Below are 26,217 nucleotides of genomic sequence, written 5' to 3'. Positions count from 1 at the left end.
GGTGGGGTGGCTCAGCCGGACGATCTCGACTGTGAGACCGCGGCCTGGTAGCCGACCGGCGTCGCCTGCGGATGGTCGGCGCGGTAGGTGTCGGCGCCGGCGTCGGTGGCGAACGGCTTGTACCGCTGCAGCGGTGGCGCGTCCGGGTCGTGCAGCCACACCGCGTGATCGGCGAACAACCGGATCCCGGTGAGGGTGTCGGGGACGTAGGCGGCGCGCACCTGCTCGGTGGCGGCCACCCGGCGCAGCAGGCAGGTGGGCGTGGCCGCGACCATGGTGTCGTCGGCGCCGGACGCCCACACCTCGGACGCCTGCGCCGGATCGTCGACGGGCAACCGGCACAGGTCGTCGGTCCCGCTCAACGCCGCCGGGTTGGTGACGTCCTCGCGGCGCCGCTCGTAGTCGGGTCCGAACAGTGCGCGCAGATGGCTGTCGTCGACGAATCCGGGGACGTCGAAGTCGGGCGTGACCGAGCCGCGCTGCACCAGGAACTGCTTGACCTGATCGAACGCGGCGGCGAACTGCGGTTTCACGGTCATGTCGAACGAGACCAGACCATTAGGCCCGTTGTAGAGGTACACCACCTCGGGTTCGATGCCGGTGAGCGCGCTGACCCGCTGAGCGGCCCGGAGCGGGTCGGCGACGATGGCGTCGGTGGTGGTTTTGACCGCCGCCATGAACGCCGACATCACGTCGGGGTTGTCGGCGGCGAAATGCTTGCGCACGACGACGCCGTGGAAGGTCGGGACCTCGTTGTCGCCGCCGTCGTAGAGCAGCCGCCCCTGGTCGCGGAAGATCACCAGCTGCGGCCAGGGCACGAACTGCGCGAGCGCGTCCACCTGTCCACCTTCGATGGCGGCAGCGCCGACCGCCGGGTCCTGGTTGACCACGTGCACGGCGTCCCGGTCGATATCGTTGCGCTGCAACGCTGTCGAGAACATGCCGTCGCCGGCCGACCCGAGGCTGGTCGAGACCCGCTGTCCGGTCAGGTCGGCCAAGCTGCGCGCTGACGAGTTGGCCGGAACCACCACCTGATTGAGTGACCCGCGCAGGCTGTAACCGGTGGTCGCGATCATCTCGGTCTCGGCGTCGGCGTACCGGCGGGTTTTGGACCCGTTGGTCAGCAGCGGGTAATCGCCCATCGATCCGATGTCGACGTGGGTGGCCATCATCTGCGCGGTCAGCGGCGCACCGGACGAGAAGTCCTGCCACACCACGCGGTATCTGCGGCCGGTCTCGGCGCCGAGCCGGTCGAGGGCCTCCTCGAACGCCCGACTGTCGCGCAGCAGGGTGCCGGCGTTGACGGTGTTGATGGTTTTGGATTGGTAGCCGACGTTCACGGTCACCGTCGGATCGGTCAGCAGTCCGCACCCGGTCAGCGCCTGGGCGCCCACCGTGGCCAGGGCCGCCAGCACGGCGGCAGCGCGGCGGCGCCGGGGCGCAGAGGTCTGTGTTCGGTCGGTCACGCAACCCAGAGTCGAGGTCTTCTGTTACCTCGCCGTCACTGGACGTTGCACGGCAGTTACGCCATCGGTGCCGTTCATCCGCCGAGGTCGACGCGTCACCGGTGCCGATTCTGCGTGATTCCGCCGGGCGGCTACGCGTCGAGATCGACGCCGCGGTCGTCCGACGATGCTCGACCACGACCGTGTCGTCGGTCTGGGTGAAGTCTGGGTTACGCCACCGCGACGATTCTGGCGGGCGGCGCCAACCCGCCGGGACACTGGGACGGTGCCCACCGAACATGTTGCTGCCGAACAGGACTCGGATCTGATCGAGCCGGACTACCGGTTCACCCTGGCCAACGAGCGCACCTTCCTGGCATGGCAGCGCACGGCGCTGGGGCTGCTGGCCGCGGCGGTCGCGGTGGTGCAGTTCTTGCCCGAGCTCGGTGTGCCCGGTCTGCGGCACGCACTCGGCGGGGCCGTCGGCGTGCTCGCCATGTTGACGGCCGGTGCGGGTCTGCATCGGTGGTATCAGGTGGACCACGCGATGCGGCGGGACCGAGCACTGCCCCGCCCGCGGACGCCGATCTACCTCACAGTCGGTCTGCTCGTGGTCGGGCTGACCACGGTGGGTCTGACGGTCACCGCGTGACCCGCGACGCACTGGCCCAGGATCGTGGTCTCCAGCCGGAGCGCACCGACCTGGCCTGGACCCGCACCTCCCTGGCCGCGCTGGTCGCCGGAGGACTGATCCTGGCCAAGGACCACAGCTTCGAGAGCTTCGAGGGGTTCGAGCAGCCCACGCGGTTTGCGGTGGGCGCCGCGGCCGGCGTCGTGACGGGTGCGGTGTTCCTGATCGGGGTCCGGCGCCGCCGAAGCCTCACCGCGCACCCGCGGACCGCCCGGCGCGAGGTGCTGGGTGCCGGGGCGGCGGTGCTGACGTTGTCGGCGCTGGTGGTCGCCTATCTGATCCTGCCGATGGTGTGACGCACACCCTGAGCGATCATCCTCAGATGTCCCCAGATGTCCTCAGATGTCGAGGAAGCGGATGTCTTTGGCGTTGCGGGTGATGAAGCTGCGGCGGGCGTCGACATCATCGCCCATCAGGATGGAGAACAGCTCGTCGGCCGCGGCGGCATCGTCGAGGGTGACCTGGCGCAGCACCCGCACCGAGGGATCCATCGTGGTCTCCCACAACTCCTTGGCATCCATCTCACCCAGACCCTTGTACCGCTGGATGCCGTCATCGACGTTGATCCGCTTACCCGCAGCACGCCCGGCCTCCAGCAGACCGTCACGCTCCCGATCCGAATACGCGAACTCCGGATCAGCGCGCTGCCACTTCAACTTGTACAGCGGAGGCTGAGCCAAGAAGATGTGCCCGTTTTCCACCAACGGCTTCATGAACCGGAACAACAACGTCAGCAGCAACGTCGAGATGTGCTGGCCATCGACATCGGCGTCGGCCATCAACACGATCTTGTGATACCGCAGCTTCTCGATGTCGAACTCGTCGTGGATCCCGGTGCCCAACGCGGTGATGATCGCCTGCACCTCGGTGTTCTTGAGCACCCGGTCGATACGGGCCTTCTCCACGTTGATGATCTTGCCCCGCAACGGCAGGATCGCCTGAAACATCGAATCCCGGCCGCTCTTGGCCGAACCACCGGCCGAATCACCCTCCACCACATACAGTTCCGACTTCGTCGGATCCGTGGACCGGCAATCGGCCAACTTACCGGGCAACCCACCGATATCGGTGGCACTCTTGCGCCGCACCAGGTCGCGGGCTTTGCGGGCGGCCAGCCGCGCGTGCGCCGAGGACGTGACCTTGGTGATGACGGTCTTCGCCTCGGCCGGATTGGCCTCGAACCAGTGCGTCAACCGTTCGTGGCACACCTTCTGCACACAGGAGCGCACCTCGGCGTTGCCCAGCCGGGTTTTGGTCTGCCCTTCGAATTGCGGTTCGGCGATCTTGACCGCGATCACCGCGGCCAAACCCTCGCGGATGTCGTCGCCGGTGAGGTTCGGGTCCTTGTCCTTGAGCAACTTCTTGTCCCGGGCGTACTTGTTCACCACCGACGTCAGCGCCGCCCGGAACCCCTCCTCATGGGTGCCGCCCTCATGGGTGTTGATGGTATTGGCGAAAGTGTGCACCGACTCGGTGTAGCCGGCGTTCCACTGCATCGCCACCTCGACCTCGATGCCGGTTGCGGCGCCGGTGAACCCGACGATCGACGGCTGAATGGGCTCCCGGGTCCGGTTCAGGTGCGTCACGAAGTCGACCAGGCCGTCGGCGTAGTGGAAGGTGCGCGGGCCGGCGTCGGCGTCGCGTCGGTCGTCGAGGGTGAGCGTCAGGCCCCGGTTCAGAAACGCCATCTCCTGCAGTCGCCGGGCGACCTTCTCGACGCTGTAGGTGACGGTCTCGAAGATGTCCGGGTCGGCCCAGAACCTCACCGTGGTACCGGTGTCCGGGGTACGTGGCCCTCGGGTCAGGACGCCGGGCAGGGAGCGGTCGTAGCTCTGCGACCAGACGTACCCGTCGCGGCGGATCTCGACCTCGACGCGGGTGGACAGCGCGTTGACCACCGAGACGCCGACACCGTGCAGCCCACCGGAGACACTGTAGGAATCGGAGTCGAACTTGCCGCCGGCATGGAGCTGGGTCATCACCACGTCGATGGTGGGGATCCCGGTGACGTGCTGCGCCACCGGGATCCCGCGGCCGTCGTCGACGACCTCCACGCCGCCGTCGGCCAGCAGGGTCACCTCGACCCGGCTGGCGTGCCCGGCCATCGCCTCGTCGACCCCGTTGTCGACGACCTCCCAGATCATGTGGTGCAGGCCGCGCTCACCGGTGGACCCGATGTACATCCCGGGCCGCTTGCGGACGACGTCCAGACCTTCCAGGATCGTGATGGATTCGGCGCCATAGCTGTTCGACGACGTCATCGCCGACTACCGGTCGCGCGCCGGCACGAAGTCGAGGGGCGCCCCGGCCGGGATCAGCTCCTCGGTCTTGACGCTCTCGTCGAACTCCTGGATGAAGCGGTAGGCGTGCTGCATCACCCACCACCGCACCCAGGTCTGGTTGACGGCCTCACGCTCTTTCGGGTCCTCCAGCAGGTTGGTGATGCGGGCGAAGCCCAGCGGGATCTCGGGGTCGTGAAAGTGCTGCTGGCGCTTGAAGTTGATCTTGAACTGTGACCATTTCACCGCGTGCAGTTCTTCGTTGAGCCACACCATGCAGCCGTCACGCTTGGATTCCTCGGCCGCACCGGCGAAGAAGTCGCGCTGGTCGATGCCGTCGATGATGCGGTCGTCCGGGATGTCGGCGCCCGCCCAGCGCAGCAGGGTCGGGAACATGTCGGTGACGTGCACCATGTCGTTGCTCTCCCGCGGCGCCACCTTGCCGGGCCAGCGGATCAGGCAGGGTGTGCGGATGCCGCCCTCGGCCGAGCTGAAGTAGGAGCCGTCGAAGAAGCCCGCGGTGCCGCGGCCGGCCAGGTGGTCCTCGGCGCCGTTGTCGCCGGCGAACACCACGATGGTGTTGTCCTCGATGCCGAGTTCGGTGAGGGCATCGAGGATGCTGCCGAAGTCGTGGTCGAGCATCAGCAGCGAGTCGCCCCAGGCGCCGTTGGTGCTCTTGCCCTTGAACTCCTCGCGCACCTCCATCGGGAAGTGCATCAGCGAGTGGTTGTGGTACAGGTAGAACGGCTTGCCGGCCTCCACGCTGCGCTTCATGAAGTCCTTTGCGCGGCGGTCGTATTCGCCGTCCATCTGGCCTTTGAGCTGTACCGTCAGCTGTTGGTCGGTGGTGGTGACGCCGTCGGCCCTGGTGCCCTCGTACATGTAGGAGTAGCCGTCGCGCTCCCCGTCGTACCACGGGTCGTCGGGCCACAGGCACTCGTCGTAGGTGCGGGCGGGGCCGTACCACTCGTCGAAACCGTGATCGGTGGGCCAGCGACCGTCCTCGGCCCCGATGTGCCACTTTCCGAAACACGCGGTGGCATAACCGGCTTCGGAGAGGATGTCACCCATCGTGCGCTCCCACGCCACGATACCGCCGCCGTTTCCGCCGAGTGCGATGGTGTGGTTGCCGGACCGGATCGGGTACCGGCCGGTCATCAGGGCCGACCGCGTCGGGGTGCACTGCGGTTCGACGACGAAGTGGGAGAGCTTGAGCGACTCGGCGGCGAAGGCGTCTGCACGGGCGGTGTCGGCGCCGCGCAGGATGCCGCCGCCGTAGCAGCCGAGTTCTCCCATACCGAGGTTGTCGACGTGGAAATAGACGATGTTGGGCTGTTCGGGCATGACGAAATAGACCTCTCTACTTGTGCGGTGGGTTCCCTGTCGGGCGTGACGTGTCGGTGCTCGGGTCAGGGCGGTGGGGTGGTGCCGCGGGCAGCGGTGGTCACCAGTGAGCACCTGTCGCCGCGGTACCGGACGGTCTCGAGGTCGAACGGGGTGCCGTCCTCGAGATGGGTGAGCCGGTGGAGCAGCAACAGTGGCGCACCGGGCCGGATTTTGAGCAGTTCAGCGGTTTTGGCGTCGGCGGCCACGGATTCGACGGTGATCTCCGCCCAGCCGAGCCGCACCCCGAGTTCCTGTTCGATCAGCGCGAAGACGTCCTGCTGACTCAGTTCGGCGTCGGCGGGGATGGCGCCGATCCGCAGCGAAGTGGTGTCCAGTGACAGCGGCAGCCCACCGACCGAGCGCCGCCGTTCGATGAACAGGATCGGTGCGTTCTCCGGGAGCTGCAACTTGGCGGCGACGAACGGGGTGGCGGTGGACTCGCGCACCGAGAGCACCTCGTTGTCGACCGGGAGTTGGTGCCCGGCAAGGGATTCCGCCAGCCCTTCCAACCGGTCCAGGTGCTGACGCAGTTTCGCACCGGTGACGAATGTTCCCGAACCCTGCACTCGGGTGATCAGCCCTTCGCCGCGCAGCAGTTCCAACGCCTCGCGGATCGCGTTGCGGCTCACACCGAGTTCGGCGGCGAGCTCGGATTCCGACGGTAGTGCGGGGCGGGCCGCCGCCAGTCCACCGAACGCGCCTTCGAGGATCTGACTGCGCAGCACGTCGCGCACCCAGCGGGCGGCGTCGGCCCGGGTGCCCGCGTACTCGCGCACCGAGGGACGGGGAAAGTCCTTCGGCGGGATCTTCGGGCGTCGGGGCATGCCCTCACTGTGCCAGCTGGCGGCCGTGGTGGCGGATTACCGAATGTTACGCCACCAAGCCGGCCGGAGAATGCGGAGGCCAGCGGCTTCGCGGCGGCGGAATCGGTGCGGTTTCGCCACCCGGGCGGGCCGGCCACCCGGGCGGGCCGGCCACCCGGGCTGTTCGCGCCGGGTCTCGCCCGGAACGTCATGTCCAGCGCATCAGGCGATGCAGCGGAACCCGATGTGGGTGGTGGCGCTGTCCTGGGACTGCGACGAGCGCGCGGCCGGGCGGTAGCGGTGGCAGTACTCCGGTGCGCACAGGTGCGACCCGCCCTTGAGCGTCTGGTGCACCGTCGGATCTCCGGCCGGTGGCGGCGCCGGGCAGCACCCCGATGCGGGCTGATCGAGGACGTGGTGGCGGGTGTAGCGGGTGGTGGTCCATTCCCAGACGTTGCCGATCATGTCGAGCAGCCCGAACCCGTTGGGCGCGAAGGTGCCGACCGGTGACGTCCCGGTCCAGCCCAGCGCGCCGTCGTTGCGGTACGGAAACGCTCCCTGCCAGGTGTTGGCCATCAGCTGTCCGCCGGGGCGCACGTCGTCGCCCCACGCGTATGTCGTGGTCGCGCCCGCGCGGGCGGCGTATTCCCACTGCGCCTCGGTGGGCAGTCGGCGCCCGGCCCAGCGCGAGTAGGCGTCCGCATCAGGATAGGCGACCTGAACCACCGGGTGGTCGAGCCGATCGTCGATCGACGATTCCGGCCCGAACGGGTGCCGCCAGCAGGCGCCCGGCACCCAGGTCCACCACTGACGCCAGTCGCGCAGATTCACCGGGCCGGCGGTCGGCTGGAACACCAGAGCACCCGGTATCAGATCGGCCGGCGGCACACCGGGGAAGTCGGCGGGGTCGAGCTCGCGCTCGGCGACGGTGACATATCCGGTCGCGGCGACGAATTCGGCGAACTGCGCGTTGGTGACGGGATGCCGTTCGATGGCGAACGGGGCGACCGACACGGCGTGCACCGGGGCTTCCTCGGGATAGAAGTCGACCGAACCCATGCGGAAGGAGCCGCCGGGGAGATCCACCGTTTCAGTAAGCACCCCGCCAGGCTAGGCTCTTCCAGCATCCGGTGGCGGCCGTCTCCCCGGGGAAGGTGACGCACCGGCCACTGCGGTCACTATGCGCTGCGGCGGTTGCGCCGCTGCTCGTACCTGGCCCGCTCGGCGAGCTCGAGTACGGCATCGATGCCCAGGCCGTCGCCCGGCCGGTGCGCCGCATAGCCGATGGTGATCGCTATCGGAACCTCGTGGCCTCCGAGGCGCGGGACCGGTGCGCGGCCGACGTACTCGGCGACCCGGTCGGCAAGCACCTTCAGACCATGGTCGTCGCAGAGATCGGTGACGACCAGGAACTCGTCCCCGCCCCATCGCGCCACCAGGTCGTCGTCGCTCACAGCGGCCAGCAGACGCGCTGACACCTCGGCCAGCAGGTGATCACCGGCATGCCGGCCAGTCCGACCGACGACCGCGTCGAATTGCTCGATATCGCAGAGCATCACGCCGAAGCCGGTGCCGCCGGCCTCGAGTCGTTCGAGCCGGCCCCACGCGGTGGACCGATTGGCGATCGCAGTGAGCGAGTCGGTGGCCGTCCGCCGGGCCAGCTCCGCCTCCCGGAGACGGTCGGCGGTCACGTCGACCACTTGTGAGAAGAAGCACCGGGGACGGTCGTGCGGAGCCGCGATGACGACGACGGTCAGCGCGCACCATACGACGCGTCCGTCGGCGGCCAGGTAGCGCTTGTCGATATGGTATGTGCGCCTTCGCCCTTCGAGGCATTCGGCAAGGAGTGCGAGATCGTCCTCGAGGTCATCGGGATGGGTGATCTGCTGAAAGGTGAGTTTTGCGAACTCACTTCGGCTGTAGCCGAGCATCGTGCGCAGCGCGCGATTGGTGCGCATGAAGGTGCCGTCGAGTCCGACGACGGCCATCCCGATGGGCGAGTGGGCCAGCGCGAGGTCAAAGGGCCGACCGCTTAATGGATCGACCGTTGCCGGCAACCGATCCGAAGCGGCTGCGGTCACGTCGGCGGTAGGGAATCCGTGACCGTGCGGTTTGGGTCGGCTGAGGTGATAGCCCTGGGCCCAGGTGATACCGGCGGCGGCGATGGCATCGAGTTCGCCTTGGCTTTCCACACCTTCGGCGATCACGGTCACGCCGATCTGACCGGTGAAGTCGGCGATGGCCCGTGCGAGCCGGTGCCGGGCGCCGTCGACGTCGATGTTGCGGGTGATGGACTGGTCGATCTTGACGAAGTCGGGCCCCAGCTCGAGCACGTGGGAGAACGAGGCGAAACCGGCACCGACGTCATCGATCGCGATGCGCATGCCCCGCGCGCGGCAGGCCTGCAGGGCGTCGCCGAGGGCGCCGTAATTGGGGACGGCAGCATGTTCGGTGATCTCCAGGACGATGCGCGACGGGTCGACGTCGACGAGCAGCTTCGACCACGGAACGGCCAGCGCCGCCGCCGGCGAGATGTTGATCGCCACGAACACGTCGTCGGGGAGCTCCGGCACCTTGTCCAGGACCCGGGTGATCACCGCCCTCTCCAGCTCGAGATCCAGACCCAACCGGGCGGCTTGTTCGAAGAAGGCGTCGGGGCGATACGGGGCGCAGGGAAACCGGGCAAGCGCCTCGACTCCCATCACCTTGCCGGTGGTGGCTTCGTGCACCGCCTGGAAAACCACCTCGAATCGTTGTTCGGCCACCACCCGACGGATGGCCTTGCGCTGAGCGGAGGACGGGTCCGGCCCGCGAACCGGCGATTCGATCAGGCTGCCGACCAGGTCGGCGGCCTGGTGAACGATGTGCAGGTCCTCCTCGGCGAGGTTTGGCTTGGTCTCTCGGCTCGCGAGGCAGACCATGCCCACATAGGCGTCCCCCCTGGCACGCACCGGGACACCGACGTAGGCGGCGATCCCTGTCTCGTGCGTGATCGGCATCGCCGCGGTGATCTGGTTGGCCGACGTGTCGGGGATGACCGCAGGCAGTCGCCCGTCGATGACGCGTACGCAGTACGACTCCGACAGGCTGGACCGATGACCGGTGGATATGCCGAGCGCGGTGGCGTCACCATCGAGCACCTCGACTGTCTGCGCTCGGTCGTCGAACACGGTCAGCCAGGCGGCCTCCATCCCGAGACGCTGCCGGAGGGTGCCCAGCAGGGTACGAACCAGTTCGACAGGAACCTCAAGGAGCTCAGCGGTGGGATGCCCAAGCATCCGGGTGGCCATGGCAAATAATGATAAGCCCGACAATTAATCTTTCGCGCGACAGACGGCTCCTCGCGAAGTTGCGGTTGGATTTCACTACGACCACGATTCAACTGCGCAAACAGCTAACCAACGGGAGCCGATGCGTCAGCCTGCAGGCCAGATCAGCTGGCGATTTCAACAATCGACTCCAACCCTGGCAACATTTGAGGGAAAGCGGGCCCAGCTGCGGGGTCACGACAGACCCGAAGATCGTCCCCGACGACAGCAACCAGAGGCCCCGGGCAGGGGCAGCCAAATTGGCGTCTCGGGGGTCGCCGGAGCCGGGCGACAATGAGACCCATGGCCGGGGTGGCAGCGGGGTGAGTGCGGTCGAAGCGTTTCTGGCGACGTGGTCGAAGGCACGGAACACGTTCGGTGCGGGCACCCCGCAGTCGGGTTCAGATTATGACCGCAGCACGACTCTGACCCGCCTGACCGACGACCTGGACCGCGCGGCTCCGTCATCCTGGGCGGGTGGCGCAGCGGCGGCGTACGGCGGGGCCAACACCGATCATCAGCGCGTCGTGGGCGCGCTCGGGGCACTCGATCAGCGCCTGGCCGCGCAGATCGACCTGTCCGCGCGGATCGTGTCCGCGGGCCGCGGCGATCTGGAAGCGATCCGCGACTGGGTGATCGCGGCCGCGGCGAACGTGCCGAGGAACCGGGCCGGTGAGCACATGCTGGTGCCGATCGTGGCGCACGGTCTGGCGCGGCTCACCGAGATCCTCAGCCAGGCCAACTCCGCCCTGAACGCCGTGGGCGGTGAGATCGCCACGATCGGTGGTGAGTTCGAGGCTCTGGGCTTCGGCCAGAGGTTCGGTGGGCCGCCGCAGTCTCCGGTACTCGACGGCGACGGAGTCGACGAACGCGACGGCGACGGAGTCGACGAACGCGACGAATCGGAGCGCACCCGCAACCGGATCGAGGCGTTCCGGGACGTCTTCGGCCGCGACCCGGTCAGCGGCAGCGACTGGTGGACCGCCTCGGCGCTCGATCCGCACAGCTACGACCCGAAAAATCAGGGCGTGCAGGCCAATGTGGTGGTCGCGCGGATCGACCCGGTGCCGGGGCAGGGGGTCGTCCGGACGAACCTGTTCATCCCGAGTGAGGACGTCTGGGCTCCGACCTTGGGCTGGCCACCGTATGACAACAATCTCGGTGACAACCGCGGCTTCTCCCCCACTGCCGGGCCGGAATCAGCGCGGGTGGCGATCTACACCGACTTCGACAACGGCATCGTGGTGGCACGGCAGAACCCGTCGATCAATGCCGACACCGGCCAGGTGCGCACCGGGACGCCGTCGATCGGTGCGGTGCAGACCTCCGGCGGCGGGGTGCTGATCCAGTACAACGCCGCCGATCCGTTCTCCCCCGGCGGTGAGAGCCTGGCCAAAGGGTCCGGCATCAGCGTGAACGGGACGCTGGGTATCGTGCCGTCGGACACCGGACCCCGCGTCGGCGGGGCCGACGTGACGACGTTCCCGGCGCTGGAGGTCTACAGCGACCGCGGCGGAGCGACGACGACGGTGCTGCAGGAGTGGCCGACGTTCTTCGACAACGCCGCCGGCCCGCTGGCCGGACTGCCGTTCGACAAAGACGTCGGCGACCCGACCGTGATATCGAGCTTCAACAACGTTGTTCCGCAGGTGCTTCCATCGACTGTCCCCGGTGGGGGTGAGCCGGCGCCGGTTCCGGTGGCGCCGCCGATGTCGATCGTGCCGCCGGGGAACTTCACTGCCTTCGGTCCGGCGGGTGATGCGCCGACGGTGCGGGTGTACACGCCGATGCAGGGCACCGAGTCTGTCCGGGGTCGGTGACGGGTGTGTACCTACAATCCACAGATGCGGGAGGGTGTTGATGTGGTGATCGACTGGACGCGAGCGGCGGTGACCGGTGCGCTCGTGGGTGCGGTGTTCTGGGCGGTGACGGTGTATGCGCTGATCGCGTCGGAGAGTGCGGTCGCGGCGTGGGTGGCCACCGGTGTGGTCGCGGTGGCGCTGCTGGTGGCCGGGACAGTGCTCTATCGGAGTGCAGGTTCGTCGGAAAGACGTTGTTACGGAGCGGGACTGGTGCTGGCTCCGCTCACCGGACTGGTGCCGGCGGTGGTGTTCGTCGCCACCGGACTGGTGGCGCATCTGGGAGCGGCGCTATGACCAGCGCGGAGACGGTGCGGCAGCAGCGGCCGGGGGTGCTGTTGGCGGGTTTCTTCGTCGGGTTCGCGTCGGTATGCCTGACGATGGGGGTGTTCTGGCCGTTCGCGCCGTTGTTCCCGGCCTTGGTCGCCGGGGTCGCCGCGCTGATCCCGGCCAGGGGTCACTTCGAGTTCGCCAAGGGCGCGCTCATCGCGGTGCTGGGGGTGGTGGCGTTCGAAATCCTGTTCGTGGTACTGATGTTCGTCGGCGCCGGGCTGCGTTGAGCCCGGTCGCAGGGCCCCGGGCTGCCGGTTGGACGGACCAACCCCTCTGTTCGGCGTACGAGCCAGCCGCCCGTAGAACGGCTCTCAATCGCCGTAGACACATCGACATCACCGCGCGAGCTGTGGCAGAGGAAACTACTCGATTGGCGCACCGATGCGCGGGAACAAGGACACCGCGGTGGTCTCGTGGATGGCAGCGAGGCTGGCAGCGTCGATGTCAGCATACGTGTCCAGGCTGGTCGAGAACCACTTCGCCGTGTCCGCGGGTGCGAAAGGCCAATCCGACCCGAAGGTGATGTGAGCCGGCTGGGCGAAAGCCAGCAGGGACGGAAGCGCCGCCGGGCTGGACGACAGTGCCGTGTCAAAGTAGAAGGTCGCGAACTCGTCGAGGATGCCGGCGACGCTGCGTCCGGTGTCGGCGGAAATCGCAAGCGACATTCGGTGCGACGCATAGGGTACGAATCCTCCAGAGTGGCTGAGGATGAATCGGATATTCGGATAGGTATGGCGAATTCCGGGTTGCGTCCAGCAGAGTGGTGTACGAGTCGGGCCTGATCAGGGTTACCGGCGTGTCGTAGCCGAATGATTGAAGGTCATCGCGTGATTCTTCGAGAGACCGACCAAAGTCACTCGAGCAAAGGAATCGACGCGATGACCACCGCCCACAATATCGACCTGCCCGCCGTGCTGGCCGAACGACTCACCACCGCCCATCCCGACGTGCTGCGCGAGCTGCTGGCCACGTTCATCCACACCCTGATGGGCGCCGAGGCCGATGCCCTGTGCGGCGCCGGGTACGGCGAACGAACGTCTGAGCGCACCAACTCGCGCAACGGGTATCGGCATCGCCAGTTCGACACCCGCGCCGGTTCGTTGGATCTGGCGATCCCCAAGCTGCGCCACGGCTCGTACTTCCCGGACTGGCTGCTGGAACGCCGTAAACGCGCCGAGCGGGCGCTGACCACGGTGGTCGCGACGTGCTATCTGCTCGGGGTGTCCACGCGGCGGATGGACAAACTCGTCGAGACCCTCGGCATCACCAGCCTGTCGAAGTCGCAGGTCAGCGTGATGGCCAAAGAACTCGACGCCGCGGTCGAGGCGTTTCGCACCCGGCCGCTGGACGCCGGCCCATACACATTCATGGCCGCTGACGCCCTGGTCCTCAAGGCCCGTGAAGGTGGCCGCGTGGTCAACGTGCACGCCCTGATCGCGGTCGGGGTCAACGCCGACGGGTATCGGGAGATCCTGGGCGTCGAGGTCAGTACCGCCGAAGACGGGGCCGGCTGGTTGACGTTTATGCGGTCGCTGACCGCGCGTGGGCTGTCCGGGGTCAAGCTGGTCACCAGCGACGCGCACGCCGGGCTGGTCGCCGCGATCGGCGCCACTCTGCCTGGCGCGGCCTGGCAGCGCTGCCGAACCCACTACACGACCAACTTGATGGCCGTCACCCCGAAGGCGTCCTGGCCGTGGGTCAAGACGCTACTGCACTCGGTGTTCGACCAACCTGACTCTGAATCCGTTGCAGCCCAATATGACCGGATCATCGACGCCCTCGCCGACAAACTGCCCAAGACCACTGAACACCTCGAAGCGGCGCGGCCGGACCTGCTGGCCTTCACCGCGTTCCCCAAACAGATCTGGCGCCAAATCTGGTCCAACAATCCCCAGGAGCGTCTCAACAAGGAGATCCGCCGGCGCACCGACGTCGTCGGGATCTTCCCCGACCGCGACGCGCTGATCCGCCTCGTGGGCGCCGTCCTGGCCGAACAACACGACGAATGGGCCGAGTCGCGGCGCTACCTGGGACTTGACGTCCTGAGCAAATCACGCACCGTCAACGGCACCCCAACCGAACAGGAGGACACCCCCGCGGCACTAACCGCCTGAACCATCACGACGAAGAATCACACGACGACGTCGTACACCACGTCCCTGGACTTGACCGAATTCCGTTGCGCACAAGTAAGTACGCCGCGCGTGTGGTATCGAGCAGGAAGTCTGCGGCGAACGGCGGCAGATGTTGAACTGCCGGCCCGGGCAGGTTGCACGGATGTATGAACACCCGTGCCGATCGCGCGTCGAGGGCGGCGAACAGTTCGTCGTGACCTTCCTCGCCTAGGTAGACGCCGGCGCTGTTCGCCAGCAGCACCACGCCGTCGGCGCGAAGGTCGTCGAGCGCCCGTATCGACTCCGTGACCGCGGCAGCACTGTGCGGCATGGGAACTGTGGCGAAGAACCCAAAACTCTGATTCCACTTCGTCACCAGATCGGCCGTGTAGTCGTTGAGGTCACGCGCCAGTGCGGCGGCATCGGCACGGTGCGCCAGAAAGGTGGTGCCAGGAGCCGAAACCGAGAGGATCGCAGCCCTGACACCCAGCAATTCCATCGCCTCGAGCGACGCTTCCGCGCTCCAATCAGGCAACGCTCGCCCACCCGCCTCAACGATCCCCGCCTTGCGGAGCGCGGCCCGATAGAACGGTGGCACCAAATGGTGGTGGGTGTCGATTCGCGCCATGAGTGCACGTCCTGTCAGCTGTAATCAGTGTGGTTGGGGGTGAGCACGCAGAACCTTCAGGGCAGCGGCATCGTGCCGCGGTGTCCTATGAGGCGGGTCGATGCGGACGTGGACTGAACGCGGAGGTGACGGCGGCGAGTCGGCATTCTTCAGCGAAGGCAAGCTCGTGAAGGTAGAAGGCGCGAGCAGCGTAGTTTGCGTTCAGCTGATGGCCTGCGAAGCGTTGCTGACGGACCTCAATCAGCGCGGCAGAGGTGAAGAGGTTGCGTAATTCCTGGAGGGCTGATGGGGTCGATGCCCAGCGGTCGTCGTATTCTGCGATCGCGACTCGTACTGGAACCGTGATCGATCCTGCTATCCGGCCTAGTCGTTGGGGCCATTGAAGCGCGTCATGGAGCTCCCGTACCGGGGCGGGCGCGGAGTTGTCTAGCAACGACTGGGCAGTCTGCCGAGGCCACGTCCAGTCGGGCCCGAAAACGTCCATGCTCCGCCCGCGGGGATCGATATGGGTCGACGCTTCGTGGTCGATACGGTGTTGGAGTTCCGTAGCGAAGCCGCGAGTCCAGCTATAGCCTGCGCTGTGCGCGCTCACTCCGAGCACCGGGAAGTCGCTGGTGCCCGCCGCAAGGCATAGTGCCAGCATTCCGCCGATCGAATTTCCTGTTAGCACAACGCCGGCGCTTTCGGCGCCGACACGGACCCACAGGTCTGCGATGGCACTTCGTAAGATGGCGATCTGTTCGTCGAAGCAGGTCCTGTCTGGGCTGATTCCGGAACTTGCTCCGTATCCTGGGCGATCGAGTGCGATCGCCGCGAAGCCCAGTTGCGCGGCCAAATCCAAGTACGAGACATCACCTGGGATGTGCTGGTCGTAGATGCGAGACGTTACAGAGCCACCGTGCAGCGCAATTATCAGTGCACGCGGCCGATTCTCAGGTTTGGCGTAGACTCCGGATAGCTCGACGTCATCGACCACGACCGAGAGTGGATCTGCCTTCATCTTTTCCCTTCGCTCTCCGTTAGACAGCAGCAATACGCTGCTTCGTTGGCGCCGAAAGCACTCGTCGCGGCCGGAACTGACTCCCGTCTACCAGACACCCTGTGCTGGCGCCGCTTTTCCTTTGCATCAGCTGCTCTTTGGTGCGCAGATCAGCGAAAGTCAGCGCCCATTTTGGGGCGCCACCCGCTCGATCGGCGCACCGCCGCGATGGCCGACTTCAAACCACGCCGCTGGGACGGCTCCAGCCCGTCGAACATCCGCTCGCTGCGCGTCTCCGGGGCGTCGTCGGCGGTGTCGATCAAAAACCGGTCCGGCAGCGACAGTTTCGCGATGGTGCGCCAGGACTTGCCGTACTGCACCAGGAAGTTTCCGGTGGTGTAGGGCAGGTCGTACTTGTCGCAGATCTCCCGGACCCGTATCGAGATCTCGTAATACCGGTTGCTGGGCAGATCCGGGAACAGATGATGCTCGATCTGATGGCACAGGTTGCCACTCATGAACCGCAGCAGCGGGCCGCCCTCGAAGTTGGCGCTGCCCAGCATCTGCCGCAGGTACCACTGGCCCCGCGACTCGCCGACCATGTCGGTCTTGGTGAATTTCTCCGCCCCGTCGGGGAAGTGGCCGCAGAAGATCACGGCGTTGGCCCACACGTTGCGGATCACGTTGGCGACGGCGTTGGCGGTCAGCGTCGACTTGAAGGTCGCCCCCGGGGACAGGGAGGTGATCGCCGGGGCGGCGACGTAGTCCTTGACCACCTGGTGGCCGGCTTTGATGCCGAACTCCTTGACGCGGCCCATCGTCTCATTGCGGTCGTCGCGGCCCTTGAAGATCTTGCCCAACTCCAGATGCTGCAGCCCGACGCCCCACTCGAAACCGACCGCCAGCATCGTGTTGAAGAACAGATTGGCCAGGTTCATCGGCCGCCAGCGCTGATCGCGCGTGACGCGGATGACGCCGAAGCCCACGTCGTCGTCCATGCCCAGGATGTTCGTGTACTTGTGATGCATGAAGTTGTGGGTGAAGCGCCAGTGCTTGGAGGCGCCACTCATGTCCCATTCCCACGACGAGGAGTGGATCTCCGGATCGTTCATCCAGTCCCACTGACCGTGCATGACGTTGTGGCCGATCTCCATGTTCTCGATGATCTTGGCCACGCCCAGGGTCGCGGTGCCGGCCCACCAGTACTTGCGTTTCGCGCTGCCGGCGAGCATCACCCGGCCGGCCACCTCGAGCGCGCGCTGGGCGGCGATGGTGCGGCGGATGTAGCGCGCGTCGCGCGCGCCGCGGGAATCCTCGATGTCCTGGCGAACCGCGTCGAGCTCACGTCCCAGGCTCTCCACGTCCGCGTCGGTTAAGTGCGCGAATTCGGGTACGTCTGTGATTGCCATATGTGTCAACCCTTTGCCCAGGTGGATAATTGCCGAAGTTGCTTGCGGCTGAAGGAATTTCGGCATCATTGCCGACCGTCGCAGCCGATCGTGGCGTGCTGCCACGATTCGGGTGAGTAGTCAGGGATTCCTCAACCTCGGCGTTGAGATGCTGGATTCGCAAGGATCGAATCCGGAATCTGAGGCCCGCCGATCACCTCGTCGCCGTACTCCACCCAACGCCATCCTCGACCACTGAACCCCGTTGTGTAACGATCACTACGCTACCGTAGCGATCACTACAATAGGGTCTTGCCTGAGCCGCGTCAACGCCCCGACCGAGAGGGAGCGCAGAATGCCAACTGAGCAAGCGCAACAGCCAAGCGCTCGGCGGCGCAGTCTCGACGGAGCTGCGCACATGAGCGAATTATTGCCGCCTCTATGGGGATTGCCTCCGTTCATTGGCGAGAACGCTCGATAACGAACAGCGGTCACACGTCCACGCGCGGATGACGGCGTTCTCTGCGCAAGCCGGCGTTATCAGCCCGGGATTTTGAGCCGCCGGGCCAGATCCGGTCCGCCGACCTCCCGCAGAAAGTCCGGATCGCCGCAGACCACGAGTTGATCGCGGGCTCTGGACAATCCGACATACAGCCGTTCACGGGAGCGCTCGAACGCCGACTCCTCGTTGACGACCAGCACCACCGCTCGGCGCTCCAGACCTTTGAAACCGAGGACGTGACCGTAGAACACCTGCTCGGCGTCCCAGAAGCTGTCCCAGTAGGCGGTGCTGCCCCCGGCCTGGCGTTCCCGCTGCTCCGGGTGGCGGGTCCCGGTGGTCAGCAGCGCGACGTCCTCGGGGCGCCAGCCCTCGTCGAGCAGCAGGTCGACCTCGTCGTCGCCGACACCCATCGCGTCGGCCCGGGAGCAGGACACGTATTTCACGGCCGGGCCTTCCCCGCCGAGGAAGCGCATCGGATGATCCACCAGCGGCTGAAACGCGTTGGCGATCTGGCGGGTGTTGCGCAGATTGTGATCGAGCACCAGCGGAACCAGCGGAACCGGCGGCGAACCGTGCCGATGGAACACCCGCTGGCCTTCGTCGGTGAACACGTAAAGCCCGCCGCTCTCTTCGTCTTTCAGCGCCGCCAGCAGCGGGTCCCACCAGGCGTCGGCGAAGTCTTGCGCCTCGTCGACGACGATCGTGTCGAACCGGTCCCCTTCCTCCAGCTGGGTGGCCAGTTCGGTCATCTGCGCCGGTAGTTCCCGTTCCCAGAACCGGACGGTCTCGTCGGTGCGCAGGGATTCGTCGGGGCCTTCGGGTGCGCCCCAGCGCTTGCCCAGGTCGTGAAACTCGCCGACGTAGGCGGGCTGCTGGCGTCGGTTCCAGGTGGCGGTGATGCGTTCCAGATACGACGCCAGGCCGTGCGAGTAGCACACCAGCGCGACCCGCTGCCCGTCCCGGGCCAGCCTGCGGGCCTGCTCCATCGCCAGGAACGTCTTGCCGCTTCCGGCGCCCCCGCGGATCTCGACGCGGTTGAGCAGCCGGACCGCGTCGAGGATGACGGACTGGTGCTCGGTGAGAATGTCTGCGGCGTCCTCGTTTTCCAGCGCACGGGCGACCACGTTGCGTTGCGGCAGACCGCGCCCGCTCAGCGATTCACCCAGCTGCGCGATGCCGTCACGGGTCAGCAGCGGCCGGTCGAGTTCCTGGCTGTGCAGAACGTGGCGCAGTCTGGCGGCAATGTCGGAGAGGTCGGTGCGGTCGATGACCTTCCAGCGCGGGCACTCCGGCAGCGCGAAGTCCTCGGCGAGGTCGGTGTTGGGCAACACCACGATGTGATCCCAGCGCAGCCGGCCCTGGGTCCAGCGCTGGTCGCTCTCGATGAAGCTCCGCAGCGCGTAGCACGCTTCGCGGGCCTGCCGGACAGGGTCGATCTCCACTTCCCTGCCGCGGCGCTTCTGACGCCAGGCGTCCCCGTCGTGCCAGACCTCCCCGCCCTTGACCTCGAGGCAGATAATGCCGGCGCCCTCTATCGCGACGAAGAAGTCGATCTCGTGGTCTTTGAGGTGGTCGGTAACCCGCTTGCCCGGGATGACGAGGTCACCGGGTTCGAGTTGGTCGATCAGGGCCTGCCAGACCTTGCGTTCGGCCCCGTTGGCCAGCCGCGGTGTCTCGGCGACGGTGATGGTCACAGTTGACGTCCCCCTTCGTCGCGGCTGATGTTAGCGAGCGGGCGGCAGGCATTTCAGACTGCGTTGAGGGTGTCCTTCTCTCGCACTCGTGCACCGTGGCCGCAGTCTGAACACAACTCAGACGCGTAGGACGCTCAATCCGGCGACGCCGTCGAGCGGGTCGAAGTCACCATCCTGAGTAACCACCGGCAGGTCACGCGATGCGGCAACGGCTGCAATCCACAGGTCGTTGATGCGCACCCGGCGACCCGTCTCGGCAAGATGAACACGCATCCGTGCCCACATCTGGGCAGCAGCCACATCCACCGGCAATGCCGCCAGATCGGCGACAGCGTCGAGAGTGGCCAGTCGCTGCGCTCTCGCCTCGGCGTTGGTGGCAGCCAGTACCCCGGCGTTCAGCTCCGCCACGGTGATGACAGTCGTTGCGACCTGGTCCGGGATATGGGCAACATTCAGCGGCCGACCGCTTTCCCCCGCAATGAACACCGACGTGTCGAGTACGCCCGCGGCGGTCACCGGAGGGGCCCGAGATCATCGGTGGTCTCGCCTGCCAGGACGGCCAGGTCGTCGCGCATGCCAGGGTCTGCCTGGGCCCGGCTGATTCGGCCCACCAGTTCGTCTCTGGTGAGCCATCGACGACGGGAAGGTTCGAAGGGCACCAGGCGGGCCACCGGACGTCCGTTGAGCGTGACGGTGATGTCCTCCCCCGCCTGGACCCGACGGAGCAGGCCAGCCGTCTCGTTGCGCAGTTCGCGGGAGGCCACTTCGGTCATGCGACAAACGTAGCACAAATGTAGCACTACCCTGAGTTGCATGAGGTTTCGAGCGGCACGTCCAGCGTCGATGTCAGACCCCCTCAATACAGTGCGTCACACCTGTTCACCTGGGGAGGAGACGGAGATGGCACCCAAGCCCGTGGCCACTGCGCGCCCGATTGGCATCACGGCGGCGCGGCCGCGTCCGACCACATCGGTCGCGATCGCGCTTGCCCGACGCGGCGAGTCGACGTACCGGTACTCGGCACGCTCGTGTGAGCGCGGCTGGACCGGAACCGTGGAGGCAGAGTCCGCCGACTCGGCAACGCTCGACGTCATCCGCCGTATCCGCGAAGCCGCCGACGTAGAGCGGATCCGGTTCGTGGTTCAGGTGCCGGCCCGCAGCACGCTGTGGGCACTGCGCGACGAGATCGCGTTGCTGATGCCCGGGGTGTGGATCGAACGACCGCGGCTATCGGACGAGACGCTGGTGCGCCAGGCGTGCGCAGGACTGCGCCAGGTGGGGCCGGCCGATCCGGTCCGGGTCGCCACCGACGGCTCGGTGCGGGGCAGGGTCACCGGGTACGGCTGGCTCGCATCCTCCGGCGAGTACGGGTTGCAGGGCGTACGGCATTCGACGAAGCTCATCGGTCCGGAGGTGGTGCTGGTCGCCGAGCTGCGTGCGATCGGGGCGGCGGTGCAGAAGCTGCGTGGATGCGATATCACGGTGCTCAGCGACAGCCGGCGCGCGATCGCGATGGTGCAGCGGTGGATGGCCGGTGACGATGTGTTGCCGGAGGGCTACGCCACCTACCGGGAGAGCGGTAAGACCCCGGGATTGGTACGCGCACAACGGATGATCTTCGAGGACCGGGACCGGATCACCGCGGTCTGGGTCAAGGGCCACGCGGGCGAACCGCTCAACGAGGGCGCCGATGCGCTGGCCCGGCTGGCGTCACGACACGCGCTGGGCGACAGCGGGCTCGACGGCGACCAGTATCACCGGCGCGCAAAGGATCTCGCGGAGACGTTCTCGCGGGAGTTCAGTCGCGCGCGGACGGCGTGACTCGCGTCGGCCCGTCCATCGGTCGAGGCGCGCAGCATTCCACTGCAGACGTATCGCGTTGAGAGTTTCTGAGGAGCGCCATGTCCGATACCGGGTGATCATCGAGATTGCGTCCAGGGTCGTGAAACCGGCGGCACAACGACCCTCAGCGCACTCTCAGCGCGCGACGCGGATTCCGCTTCGCCACCTCACTCCACAGTGAGCGCCGTGGCCTGATCCGGCGGCGCGATCCCGACCTCCGCGAGCACTTCGGCGGTGTGCTCGCCCAGTCGTGGCGCACCACCGCGCACCATCCCGGGCGTACGCGAAAATCCGGTCGGCACACCGGGAAACTGCACCGGGCCGTATTCGGTCTGCACGGTCTCGAAGAAGCCGACCGCCTCCAGATGCGCGTCGGTGAACAGCTCGTCGGTGGTGCGCACCGGGGAGGCCGGGATGCCGAGTTTGTCGAACAAGGCCAGCCAGTCCGCGGTGGTCCGCTCGCGCAGCGTGTCGCCCACCAGGCCGTAGACCGTGTCGATGTCGGCGGCACGGCCGGCCATCGTCGCGTACTGGTCGCCGGCCCAGGCCGGCTTGACGGCGTCGACGAACGCCTGCCACTGCTTGTCGTTGTAGATCAGCACCGCGATGTGTCCGTCGAGCGTCGGGTACGGGCGACGGTTGCGTGCCACGGTGCGCGGATACAGCGCGGGTCCCAGCGGGGGGTCGAACATCGCGCCGTTGGCGTGCTCGACCAACATGAACGCCGCCATCGTCTCGAACATCGGCACTTCGACTTCCTGGCCCTCGCCCGTGCGTGCCCGGTGCAACAGCGCCATCGTCGTCGCGTTGAGTGCGGCGAGCCCGCACACCTTGTCGGCCATGATCGAGCCGACGTAACCGGCTGTGCCCGTGAGCTCTTCCTGCACCGCGACCAGTCCGCACTCGGCCTGGATGGTGTCGTCGTAGGCGGGCCGGGACGCGTAGGGCCCGGTGCGGCCGTAGCCGTAGCAGTTCGTGTAGACGATCGACGGGTTGAGCGAGGCCACTGTCTGATAGTCGAAACCGAGTTTGGCGATCGCGGCGGCACGCATCGAGTGGATGAAGACGTCCGCCCGACCGACGAGGGGCCTTGCCCCCGTGTAGTGGACACGGGATTTGTGGTTACGCGGCTTGTGGCAGCGTAGTGGATGTGTGGGTGTTTTCGTAGCTGGCCGGGCTGGAATAGGCGCAGCGGGAGTGCCTCCGTTTCAGGTTGTAGCGGACCAGCCAGCAGAACACTTCGCGGCGGCAGGTGGGCGCGTCGGGCCAGTTGCTGCGGTCCTGCAGGATCTCGCGTTTGAGGGAGGCGTTGAACGACTCAGCGAGTGCGTTGTCGGCACTTGACCCCACCCCGCCCATAGACTGGACGACGCCCAGATCTGCGCAGAGTTCGGCGAAATCGGTTGAGGTGTACTGACTTCCGTGATCGGAATGGAACACTGCACCGGCCAGCGAGCCGCGCAGCGCCTCGGCGGCTTTGAGTGCATCTTCGACCAGTTCGGTGCGCATATGCTCAGCGATCGCCCACCCGGCGACTCGGCCGGAGAAGCAGTCGATCACCGTCGCCAGATACAGATTCGACCCGGTCGCCAACGGTAGGTAGGTGATGTCTCCGACATACTTTTCATTCGGTGTCGCTGCGGTGAAATCCCGGCCGAGCAGGTCCGGAACCTTCTGGTTCGCCGGATCCGGCGTCGTGGTCTTCACCCGTCGTCGGCGGCGGTAGCCGGCAATCCCGGCGGTGCGCATCACCCGTGCCACCCGCTTGTGGTTGACCCGCTCCTGGTCGGGGACACCGTCGTTGAGCTCAGCGGTGATCCGCGGCGCACCATAGGTGCTATCCGCATCGTGCACAGTGCGGATACGCGCCTCGAGTGCCTCGTCCGCGGCCTGACGCGCAGCACGGCCGCCAGCGCCGGCCAACCAGGCATAAAACGAGGAACGCGCGACCTCGACGACCGCGCACAGCCACTTCACCGGATAGGCGTCGAGGTGGTCGGCGACGAACTGAAAGCGGCTCACCAGTTCGTCTCCCCGGCGAAATATTTGGCCGCCGACCGCAGAATGTCACGCTCGGTCGACAACCGAGTCTGTGTGGCACGCAGCTGCTGCACCTCGGCTCGGAGCCGGGCCAGCTCCTGATCAGGGGTTTCCGCACCCGGCGCCGGCTGTCCTGCCGGAGTCAGGTTGCGGTGCCGGATCGGCACCCCGGCCGCTTTGCACCACGCCGATAACGTCACCCCACTGATACCGAGCTCGGCGGCAATCTCGGTGACCGTCGCGCCCTCGGTATCCCGGTACAGCGCTACCGCGTCTCGTTTGAACTCTTCGGGATAATTTTTCCTTGCCATCGGTGTCGATCATCTCGCTTCCCCCGCCAATCTTGCGGGATTCAGCGTGTCCAACACCTGGGGTCAGGGCCCGAGTGCGCGCAGGGCCCGCTTGCCCTCGTCAGTCTGCAGGTCGAGGACGACGCTGCGCTTGCCGCGGTTGACGTTGATGAACACCCCGCTCAGCCCCGGCTCGGGGCCGACCGAGACGTACCGGGCGTTATCGCCCTGCGGCGGCTCGACTTTGATGACGTCGGCCCCCATGTCGGCCATCATCTGGGTGCAGTACGGCCCCGCGACCACGGCGGTCAGGTCGACAACGTTGATCCCGGACAGCGGCCCTGCAGAAGACATGGCGGGAACTTTACGCCAGGCCATCTCGGCCAACGGCCGACGGCGGAGGGCCCGTCAGCCGGCCGTCAGCCCCCGCACACCACCGTGGGTATCGGGTCGTAACGCACGGTATGGGACTCGGTCCGGGTATCGCCGGTGGCGATGTCGCGCAGGGTGCGGGTGTCGGTGATGGTGAACCCCGGTGCGCCGCCGCTGGCACTGCAGGACTCCCCCTCCGGGATGGTGATCGTGTTCGGGCTGGTCGGGGCGGAACGCGGACTCTGCGCCGACGACACCTCGTAGCGCTTGATCCCCACCAGTCGGACGGTGATCGACGAGGACGTCCACACCGTCTGGATCTGCACCGGGGTCGGTCCGTCGTTGCGGAACTTGACGTCGATGTCGTTGCCGGACACTGTGGCCTCCCGGCCCGCCGGATAGCGGCTGATGTAGTAGCTGTGCTCTTGATGCTCGACGAGTTCCATGCCCGCGAAGTACGCGGCGTTGAACAGCGTGGTGGCCACCTGGGAGACGCCGCCGCCGACGCCCCGGTCGGGTCTGCCGTGCAGGATGATACCGGCCTCGACGTAGCCGTTGGCGGTGTTGCGTGGGTTGGTGGCGCCGTTGAGGCTGAACGTCTCCCCGGGGGCGACGACGATGCCGTCGATGGCGGCCGCGGCGCGTCTGATGTTCACCCCGGAGTCACCGGAGAAACCCGAGGTCTGGAACTCGCCGATGACCTGCACGGGACCAAGTGCGTCGATGTCGGCGGTGGTGAAGGTGGCCGGCTCGTCCACATAGACCGCCGAGACCTCGTGGTCGCCGGTCTCGTTCAGGACGTCCATCAGGTCGGCGAGGGTCTGTTCGTAGTCGATACGGCGGCCATCCTGTGACGGCACCTTGACCGCAGGGGACGTGGCGAAGTCGATGGTCGCGTCGCGCCGCGGGACCTCCGAATCGGCCAGCTGGGGTCGGGCCGCGTCGGCGATGGCGTTCTCGTCGACGGTGGCCGCGATCTCGCCGTCGTCGACGTCGAATGTCAGGGCGGTGGCGATGACGTTCTCGGAGATGACGGCGCGGGCATCGTCGTCGCCGGTGATGACCAGCGGCCCGGACACCGCGGGTGCGGCGATGTCGGTGACGGCCGCCTCGACGTCGGACGATGTTGTGCTGGGTGCGATTTCGATGATCGGCAGATCGACAGCGGTCCCGCTCACCCAGTCGCGCTTGAGCAGCTCCGTTGCAGCATCGACGTCGAGTCGGCGGCCCGCTTCCGGGTCGACCGCGACCGGGTCTCGGCCGTCGAAGCGCACCGTGCCCTCGACCGGATCCTGGGCGACGGCCTCGCCCAGCTGTTCCAGGGCGGCCGTCAGCGCCGTGTCGTCGGCGGTGGAGACGACGCCGATCTCGCGGGTGCCGAACAGTGCCGTGAGGCGGGTGATCGGGTTCAGTGGTTCGGCGCCGGCCTGCTCGACGGTGGCGGTCCAGTCGACCTCGAGGCCCGCGGACGCGGGGTCGATCTCGCCGCTCTCGTCGCCGAAGGTGACGCGGACAGGCTGCGTCGTGCGTGGCGTGAGGTCGGTGCGCAGCCGGTCCTGCGCGTCATCCAGGGACAGTCCGCCGATCGGGACGCCTGCCGCGGTGACGCCCCGGGGCACCTTGTTCCAGCTGTAGAGAAGGTCACCGAGATATGCGCTCACGAGCAGCGCGAAGGGCACCGCGACGGCGGCCAGCAGGAGCCTGCGGCGGGCCCGCGCAGGAGGGGCGGCGGGGGTTACGGAGGTCGCCTTGGGCTCTGTGGTGGCGTCTGACGTCTCCGCAGGACACCTTTCGACCGGCATGGACTTCGTTCCTCACAGTTCGCACGCGCCGCTCATAACCACGTCGGCAACCCCCGCGAGCCTATCGACTTCCGGCTGGTCGCGCCGTCGCGCTCGTTCGGACGCCGCCGATGTCAGACCCTCGCCATACAGTGACGTCCCCCTGGGAGGAGACGGATATGGCACCGAAACCGCAGTTCATGCCTCGACCGGCCGACATCATGGCGGCGCGTTCACGCCCGATGACAACGGTCCGGCTCGCGGTGCGCGGCCGCGGCCGATAGGTGTTCGCGCACTCAGCGAGCTCCGACGCGCAGCGCTGGTCGGGCATCGTGGACGCGGCGTCAGCCGACGCGGCGACGCTGGACGCCACCCGCCGCATCCGAGAGACGTCCGGCGCGGAGCGCATCCGATTCCTGGTGCAGGTGCCCGCGCGGAGCACGCTGTGAGCGCTGCGCGAGGAGGTGGCGCTGCTGATGCCGG

At 67.0% G+C, this 26,217-nt stretch carries 21 protein-coding genes and 4 pseudogenes; 8 read left to right on the top strand and 17 right to left on the bottom strand.

Features of this window, described 5'->3' with window-relative positions; all coding sequences use genetic code 11:
- Positions 1–11 precede the first annotated feature (11 nt).
- Positions 12–1,466, bottom strand: a complete 1,455-nt coding sequence (locus tag ACNUDN_RS04595; RefSeq protein WP_419120850.1) for an ABC transporter substrate-binding protein — start codon at positions 1,464–1,466, stop codon at positions 12–14.
- A gap of 265 nt (positions 1,467–1,731) precedes the next feature.
- Here ACNUDN_RS04595 and ACNUDN_RS04590 point away from each other — a divergent pair, with 265 nt between their 5' ends.
- Both ACNUDN_RS04590 and ACNUDN_RS04585 read left to right on the top strand, forming a co-directional pair.
- Positions 1,732–2,097 carry a YidH family protein gene (locus tag ACNUDN_RS04590; RefSeq protein WP_419120849.1) on the top strand — a complete coding sequence of 122 codons (366 nt, stop codon included), beginning with the start codon at positions 1,732–1,734 and terminating at the stop codon, positions 2,095–2,097.
- On the top strand, positions 2,094–2,432 hold the full coding sequence (locus tag ACNUDN_RS04585; protein ID WP_419120848.1) for a DUF202 domain-containing protein: 339 nt from the start codon (positions 2,094–2,096) through the stop codon (positions 2,430–2,432). The genes ACNUDN_RS04590 and ACNUDN_RS04585 overlap by 4 nt, the downstream gene beginning before the upstream one ends.
- Positions 2,433–2,474: 42 nt before the next feature.
- Here the strand turns inward: ACNUDN_RS04585 and gyrB are convergent, their stop codons facing one another.
- From gyrB to ACNUDN_RS04560, 5 genes are all read right to left on the bottom strand, one after another.
- Positions 2,475–4,397 carry a DNA topoisomerase (ATP-hydrolyzing) subunit B gene (gene gyrB / locus ACNUDN_RS04580; protein ID WP_431959413.1) on the bottom strand — a complete coding sequence of 641 codons (1,923 nt, stop codon included), beginning with the start codon at positions 4,395–4,397 and terminating at the stop codon, positions 2,475–2,477.
- A gap of 6 nt (positions 4,398–4,403) precedes the next feature.
- On the bottom strand, positions 4,404–5,759 hold the full coding sequence (locus ACNUDN_RS04575) for an arylsulfatase (RefSeq protein WP_419120846.1): 1,356 nt from the start codon (positions 5,757–5,759) through the stop codon (positions 4,404–4,406).
- A gap of 65 nt (positions 5,760–5,824) precedes the next feature.
- Positions 5,825–6,625, bottom strand: a complete 801-nt coding sequence (locus ACNUDN_RS04570) for a GntR family transcriptional regulator (RefSeq protein WP_419120845.1) — start codon at positions 6,623–6,625, stop codon at positions 5,825–5,827.
- Positions 6,626–6,826: 201 nt separating this feature from the next.
- Positions 6,827–7,705, bottom strand: a complete 879-nt coding sequence (locus ACNUDN_RS04565) for a formylglycine-generating enzyme family protein (RefSeq protein WP_419120844.1) — start codon at positions 7,703–7,705, stop codon at positions 6,827–6,829.
- Positions 7,706–7,782: 77 nt separating this feature from the next.
- Positions 7,783–9,894 (bottom strand): EAL domain-containing protein, encoded by a 2,112-nt coding sequence (locus ACNUDN_RS04560; protein ID WP_419120843.1) that lies wholly within the window; start codon positions 9,892–9,894, stop codon positions 7,783–7,785.
- A 341-nt stretch (positions 9,895–10,235) separates the two neighbouring features.
- On the opposite strand from ACNUDN_RS04560, the gene ACNUDN_RS04555 reads away from it, so the two are divergent.
- The 3 genes from ACNUDN_RS04555 to ACNUDN_RS04545 are packed head-to-tail and all read left to right on the top strand — an operon-like array spanning position 10,236 to position 12,331.
- Complete coding sequence (locus ACNUDN_RS04555; RefSeq protein WP_419120842.1) at positions 10,236–11,732, top strand: EspA/EspE family type VII secretion system effector; 1,497 nt, start codon at positions 10,236–10,238, stop codon at positions 11,730–11,732.
- A gap of 24 nt (positions 11,733–11,756) precedes the next feature.
- The gene (locus ACNUDN_RS04550) at positions 11,757–12,068 is read left to right on the top strand and encodes a hypothetical protein (RefSeq protein ID WP_419120841.1); all 312 of its coding nucleotides are present in this window, start codon (positions 11,757–11,759) and stop codon (positions 12,066–12,068) included.
- Positions 12,065–12,331, top strand: a complete 267-nt coding sequence (locus ACNUDN_RS04545; RefSeq protein WP_419120840.1) for a hypothetical protein — start codon at positions 12,065–12,067, stop codon at positions 12,329–12,331. The genes ACNUDN_RS04550 and ACNUDN_RS04545 overlap by 4 nt, the downstream gene beginning before the upstream one ends.
- Positions 12,332–12,466: 135 nt before the next feature.
- Here ACNUDN_RS04545 and ACNUDN_RS04540 read toward each other — a convergent pair.
- A pseudogene (locus ACNUDN_RS04540) lies at positions 12,467–12,850 on the bottom strand (amidohydrolase family protein); the annotation flags it as partial.
- A 132-nt stretch (positions 12,851–12,982) separates the two neighbouring features.
- Between ACNUDN_RS04540 and ACNUDN_RS04535 the strand changes: the two are divergent.
- A complete protein-coding gene (locus ACNUDN_RS04535) occupies positions 12,983–14,218 on the top strand; it encodes an IS256 family transposase (protein WP_419120839.1) in 1,236 nt (411 codons plus the stop codon).
- A gap of 55 nt (positions 14,219–14,273) precedes the next feature.
- Here ACNUDN_RS04535 and ACNUDN_RS04530 read toward each other — a convergent pair.
- The 6 genes and pseudogenes from ACNUDN_RS04530 to ACNUDN_RS04505 form a co-directional block, all read right to left on the bottom strand.
- Positions 14,274–14,846, bottom strand: a pseudogene (locus ACNUDN_RS04530) (amidohydrolase family protein); the annotation flags it as partial.
- A gap of 85 nt (positions 14,847–14,931) precedes the next feature.
- Positions 14,932–15,846, bottom strand: a complete 915-nt coding sequence (locus tag ACNUDN_RS04525) for an alpha/beta hydrolase (protein ID WP_419120838.1) — start codon at positions 15,844–15,846, stop codon at positions 14,932–14,934.
- Positions 15,847–15,995: 149 nt separating this feature from the next.
- Positions 15,996–17,234, bottom strand: a complete 1,239-nt coding sequence (locus ACNUDN_RS04520) for a fatty acid desaturase family protein (RefSeq protein ID WP_419120837.1) — start codon at positions 17,232–17,234, stop codon at positions 15,996–15,998.
- Between the two features lie 519 nt (positions 17,235–17,753).
- Positions 17,754–19,409: an NERD domain-containing protein gene (locus ACNUDN_RS04515; protein WP_419120836.1), complete on the bottom strand. Its 1,656-nt coding sequence runs from the start codon at positions 19,407–19,409 to the stop codon at positions 17,754–17,756.
- 117 nt (positions 19,410–19,526) lie between these two features.
- Positions 19,527–19,925: a type II toxin-antitoxin system VapC family toxin gene (locus ACNUDN_RS04510; protein ID WP_431959407.1), complete on the bottom strand. Its 399-nt coding sequence runs from the start codon at positions 19,923–19,925 to the stop codon at positions 19,527–19,529.
- Positions 19,922–20,182, bottom strand: coding sequence for a type II toxin-antitoxin system Phd/YefM family antitoxin (locus ACNUDN_RS04505; RefSeq protein ID WP_419120835.1), 261 nt, complete (start codon positions 20,180–20,182; stop codon positions 19,922–19,924). Before ACNUDN_RS04505 ends, ACNUDN_RS04510 begins: the two co-directional genes overlap by 4 nt.
- 127 nt (positions 20,183–20,309) lie before the next feature.
- Here ACNUDN_RS04505 and ACNUDN_RS04500 point away from each other — a divergent pair, with 127 nt between their 5' ends.
- A complete protein-coding gene (locus ACNUDN_RS04500; protein WP_419120834.1) occupies positions 20,310–21,230 on the top strand; it encodes a ribonuclease HI in 921 nt (306 codons plus the stop codon).
- A 188-nt stretch (positions 21,231–21,418) separates the two neighbouring features.
- Here ACNUDN_RS04500 and ACNUDN_RS04495 read toward each other — a convergent pair.
- From ACNUDN_RS04495 to ACNUDN_RS04480, 4 genes and pseudogenes are all read right to left on the bottom strand, one after another.
- Positions 21,419–22,342, bottom strand: a pseudogene (locus tag ACNUDN_RS04495) (CaiB/BaiF CoA transferase family protein); the annotation flags it as partial.
- Positions 22,343–22,373: 31 nt separating this feature from the next.
- Positions 22,374–23,602 (bottom strand): IS3 family transposase gene (locus ACNUDN_RS04490; RefSeq protein ID WP_419120833.1). Its coding sequence is split into 2 segments (ribosomal slippage): positions 22,374–23,290 and positions 23,290–23,602, totalling 1,230 coding nucleotides; the frame shifts between segments, so codons are not numbered across the junction.
- Positions 23,603–23,674: 72 nt separating this feature from the next.
- A pseudogene (locus tag ACNUDN_RS04485) lies at positions 23,675–23,935 on the bottom strand (CoA transferase); the annotation flags it as partial.
- A 65-nt stretch (positions 23,936–24,000) separates the two neighbouring features.
- On the bottom strand, positions 24,001–25,755 hold the full coding sequence (locus ACNUDN_RS04480; protein ID WP_419120832.1) for a VanW family protein: 1,755 nt from the start codon (positions 25,753–25,755) through the stop codon (positions 24,001–24,003).
- 263 nt (positions 25,756–26,018) lie between these two features.
- Between ACNUDN_RS04480 and ACNUDN_RS04475 the strand changes: the two genes are divergently transcribed.
- Positions 26,019–26,183, top strand: a complete 165-nt coding sequence (locus tag ACNUDN_RS04475; protein ID WP_419120831.1) for a hypothetical protein — start codon at positions 26,019–26,021, stop codon at positions 26,181–26,183.
- Positions 26,184–26,217: the final 34 nt, after the last annotated feature.

The sequence above is a fragment of the Mycobacterium sp. smrl_JER01 genome (genome assembly GCF_048513595.2).
Taxonomy (GTDB): domain Bacteria; phylum Actinomycetota; class Actinomycetes; order Mycobacteriales; family Mycobacteriaceae; genus Mycobacterium.
This window is presented reverse-complemented; position numbering and strand designations above follow the sequence as displayed.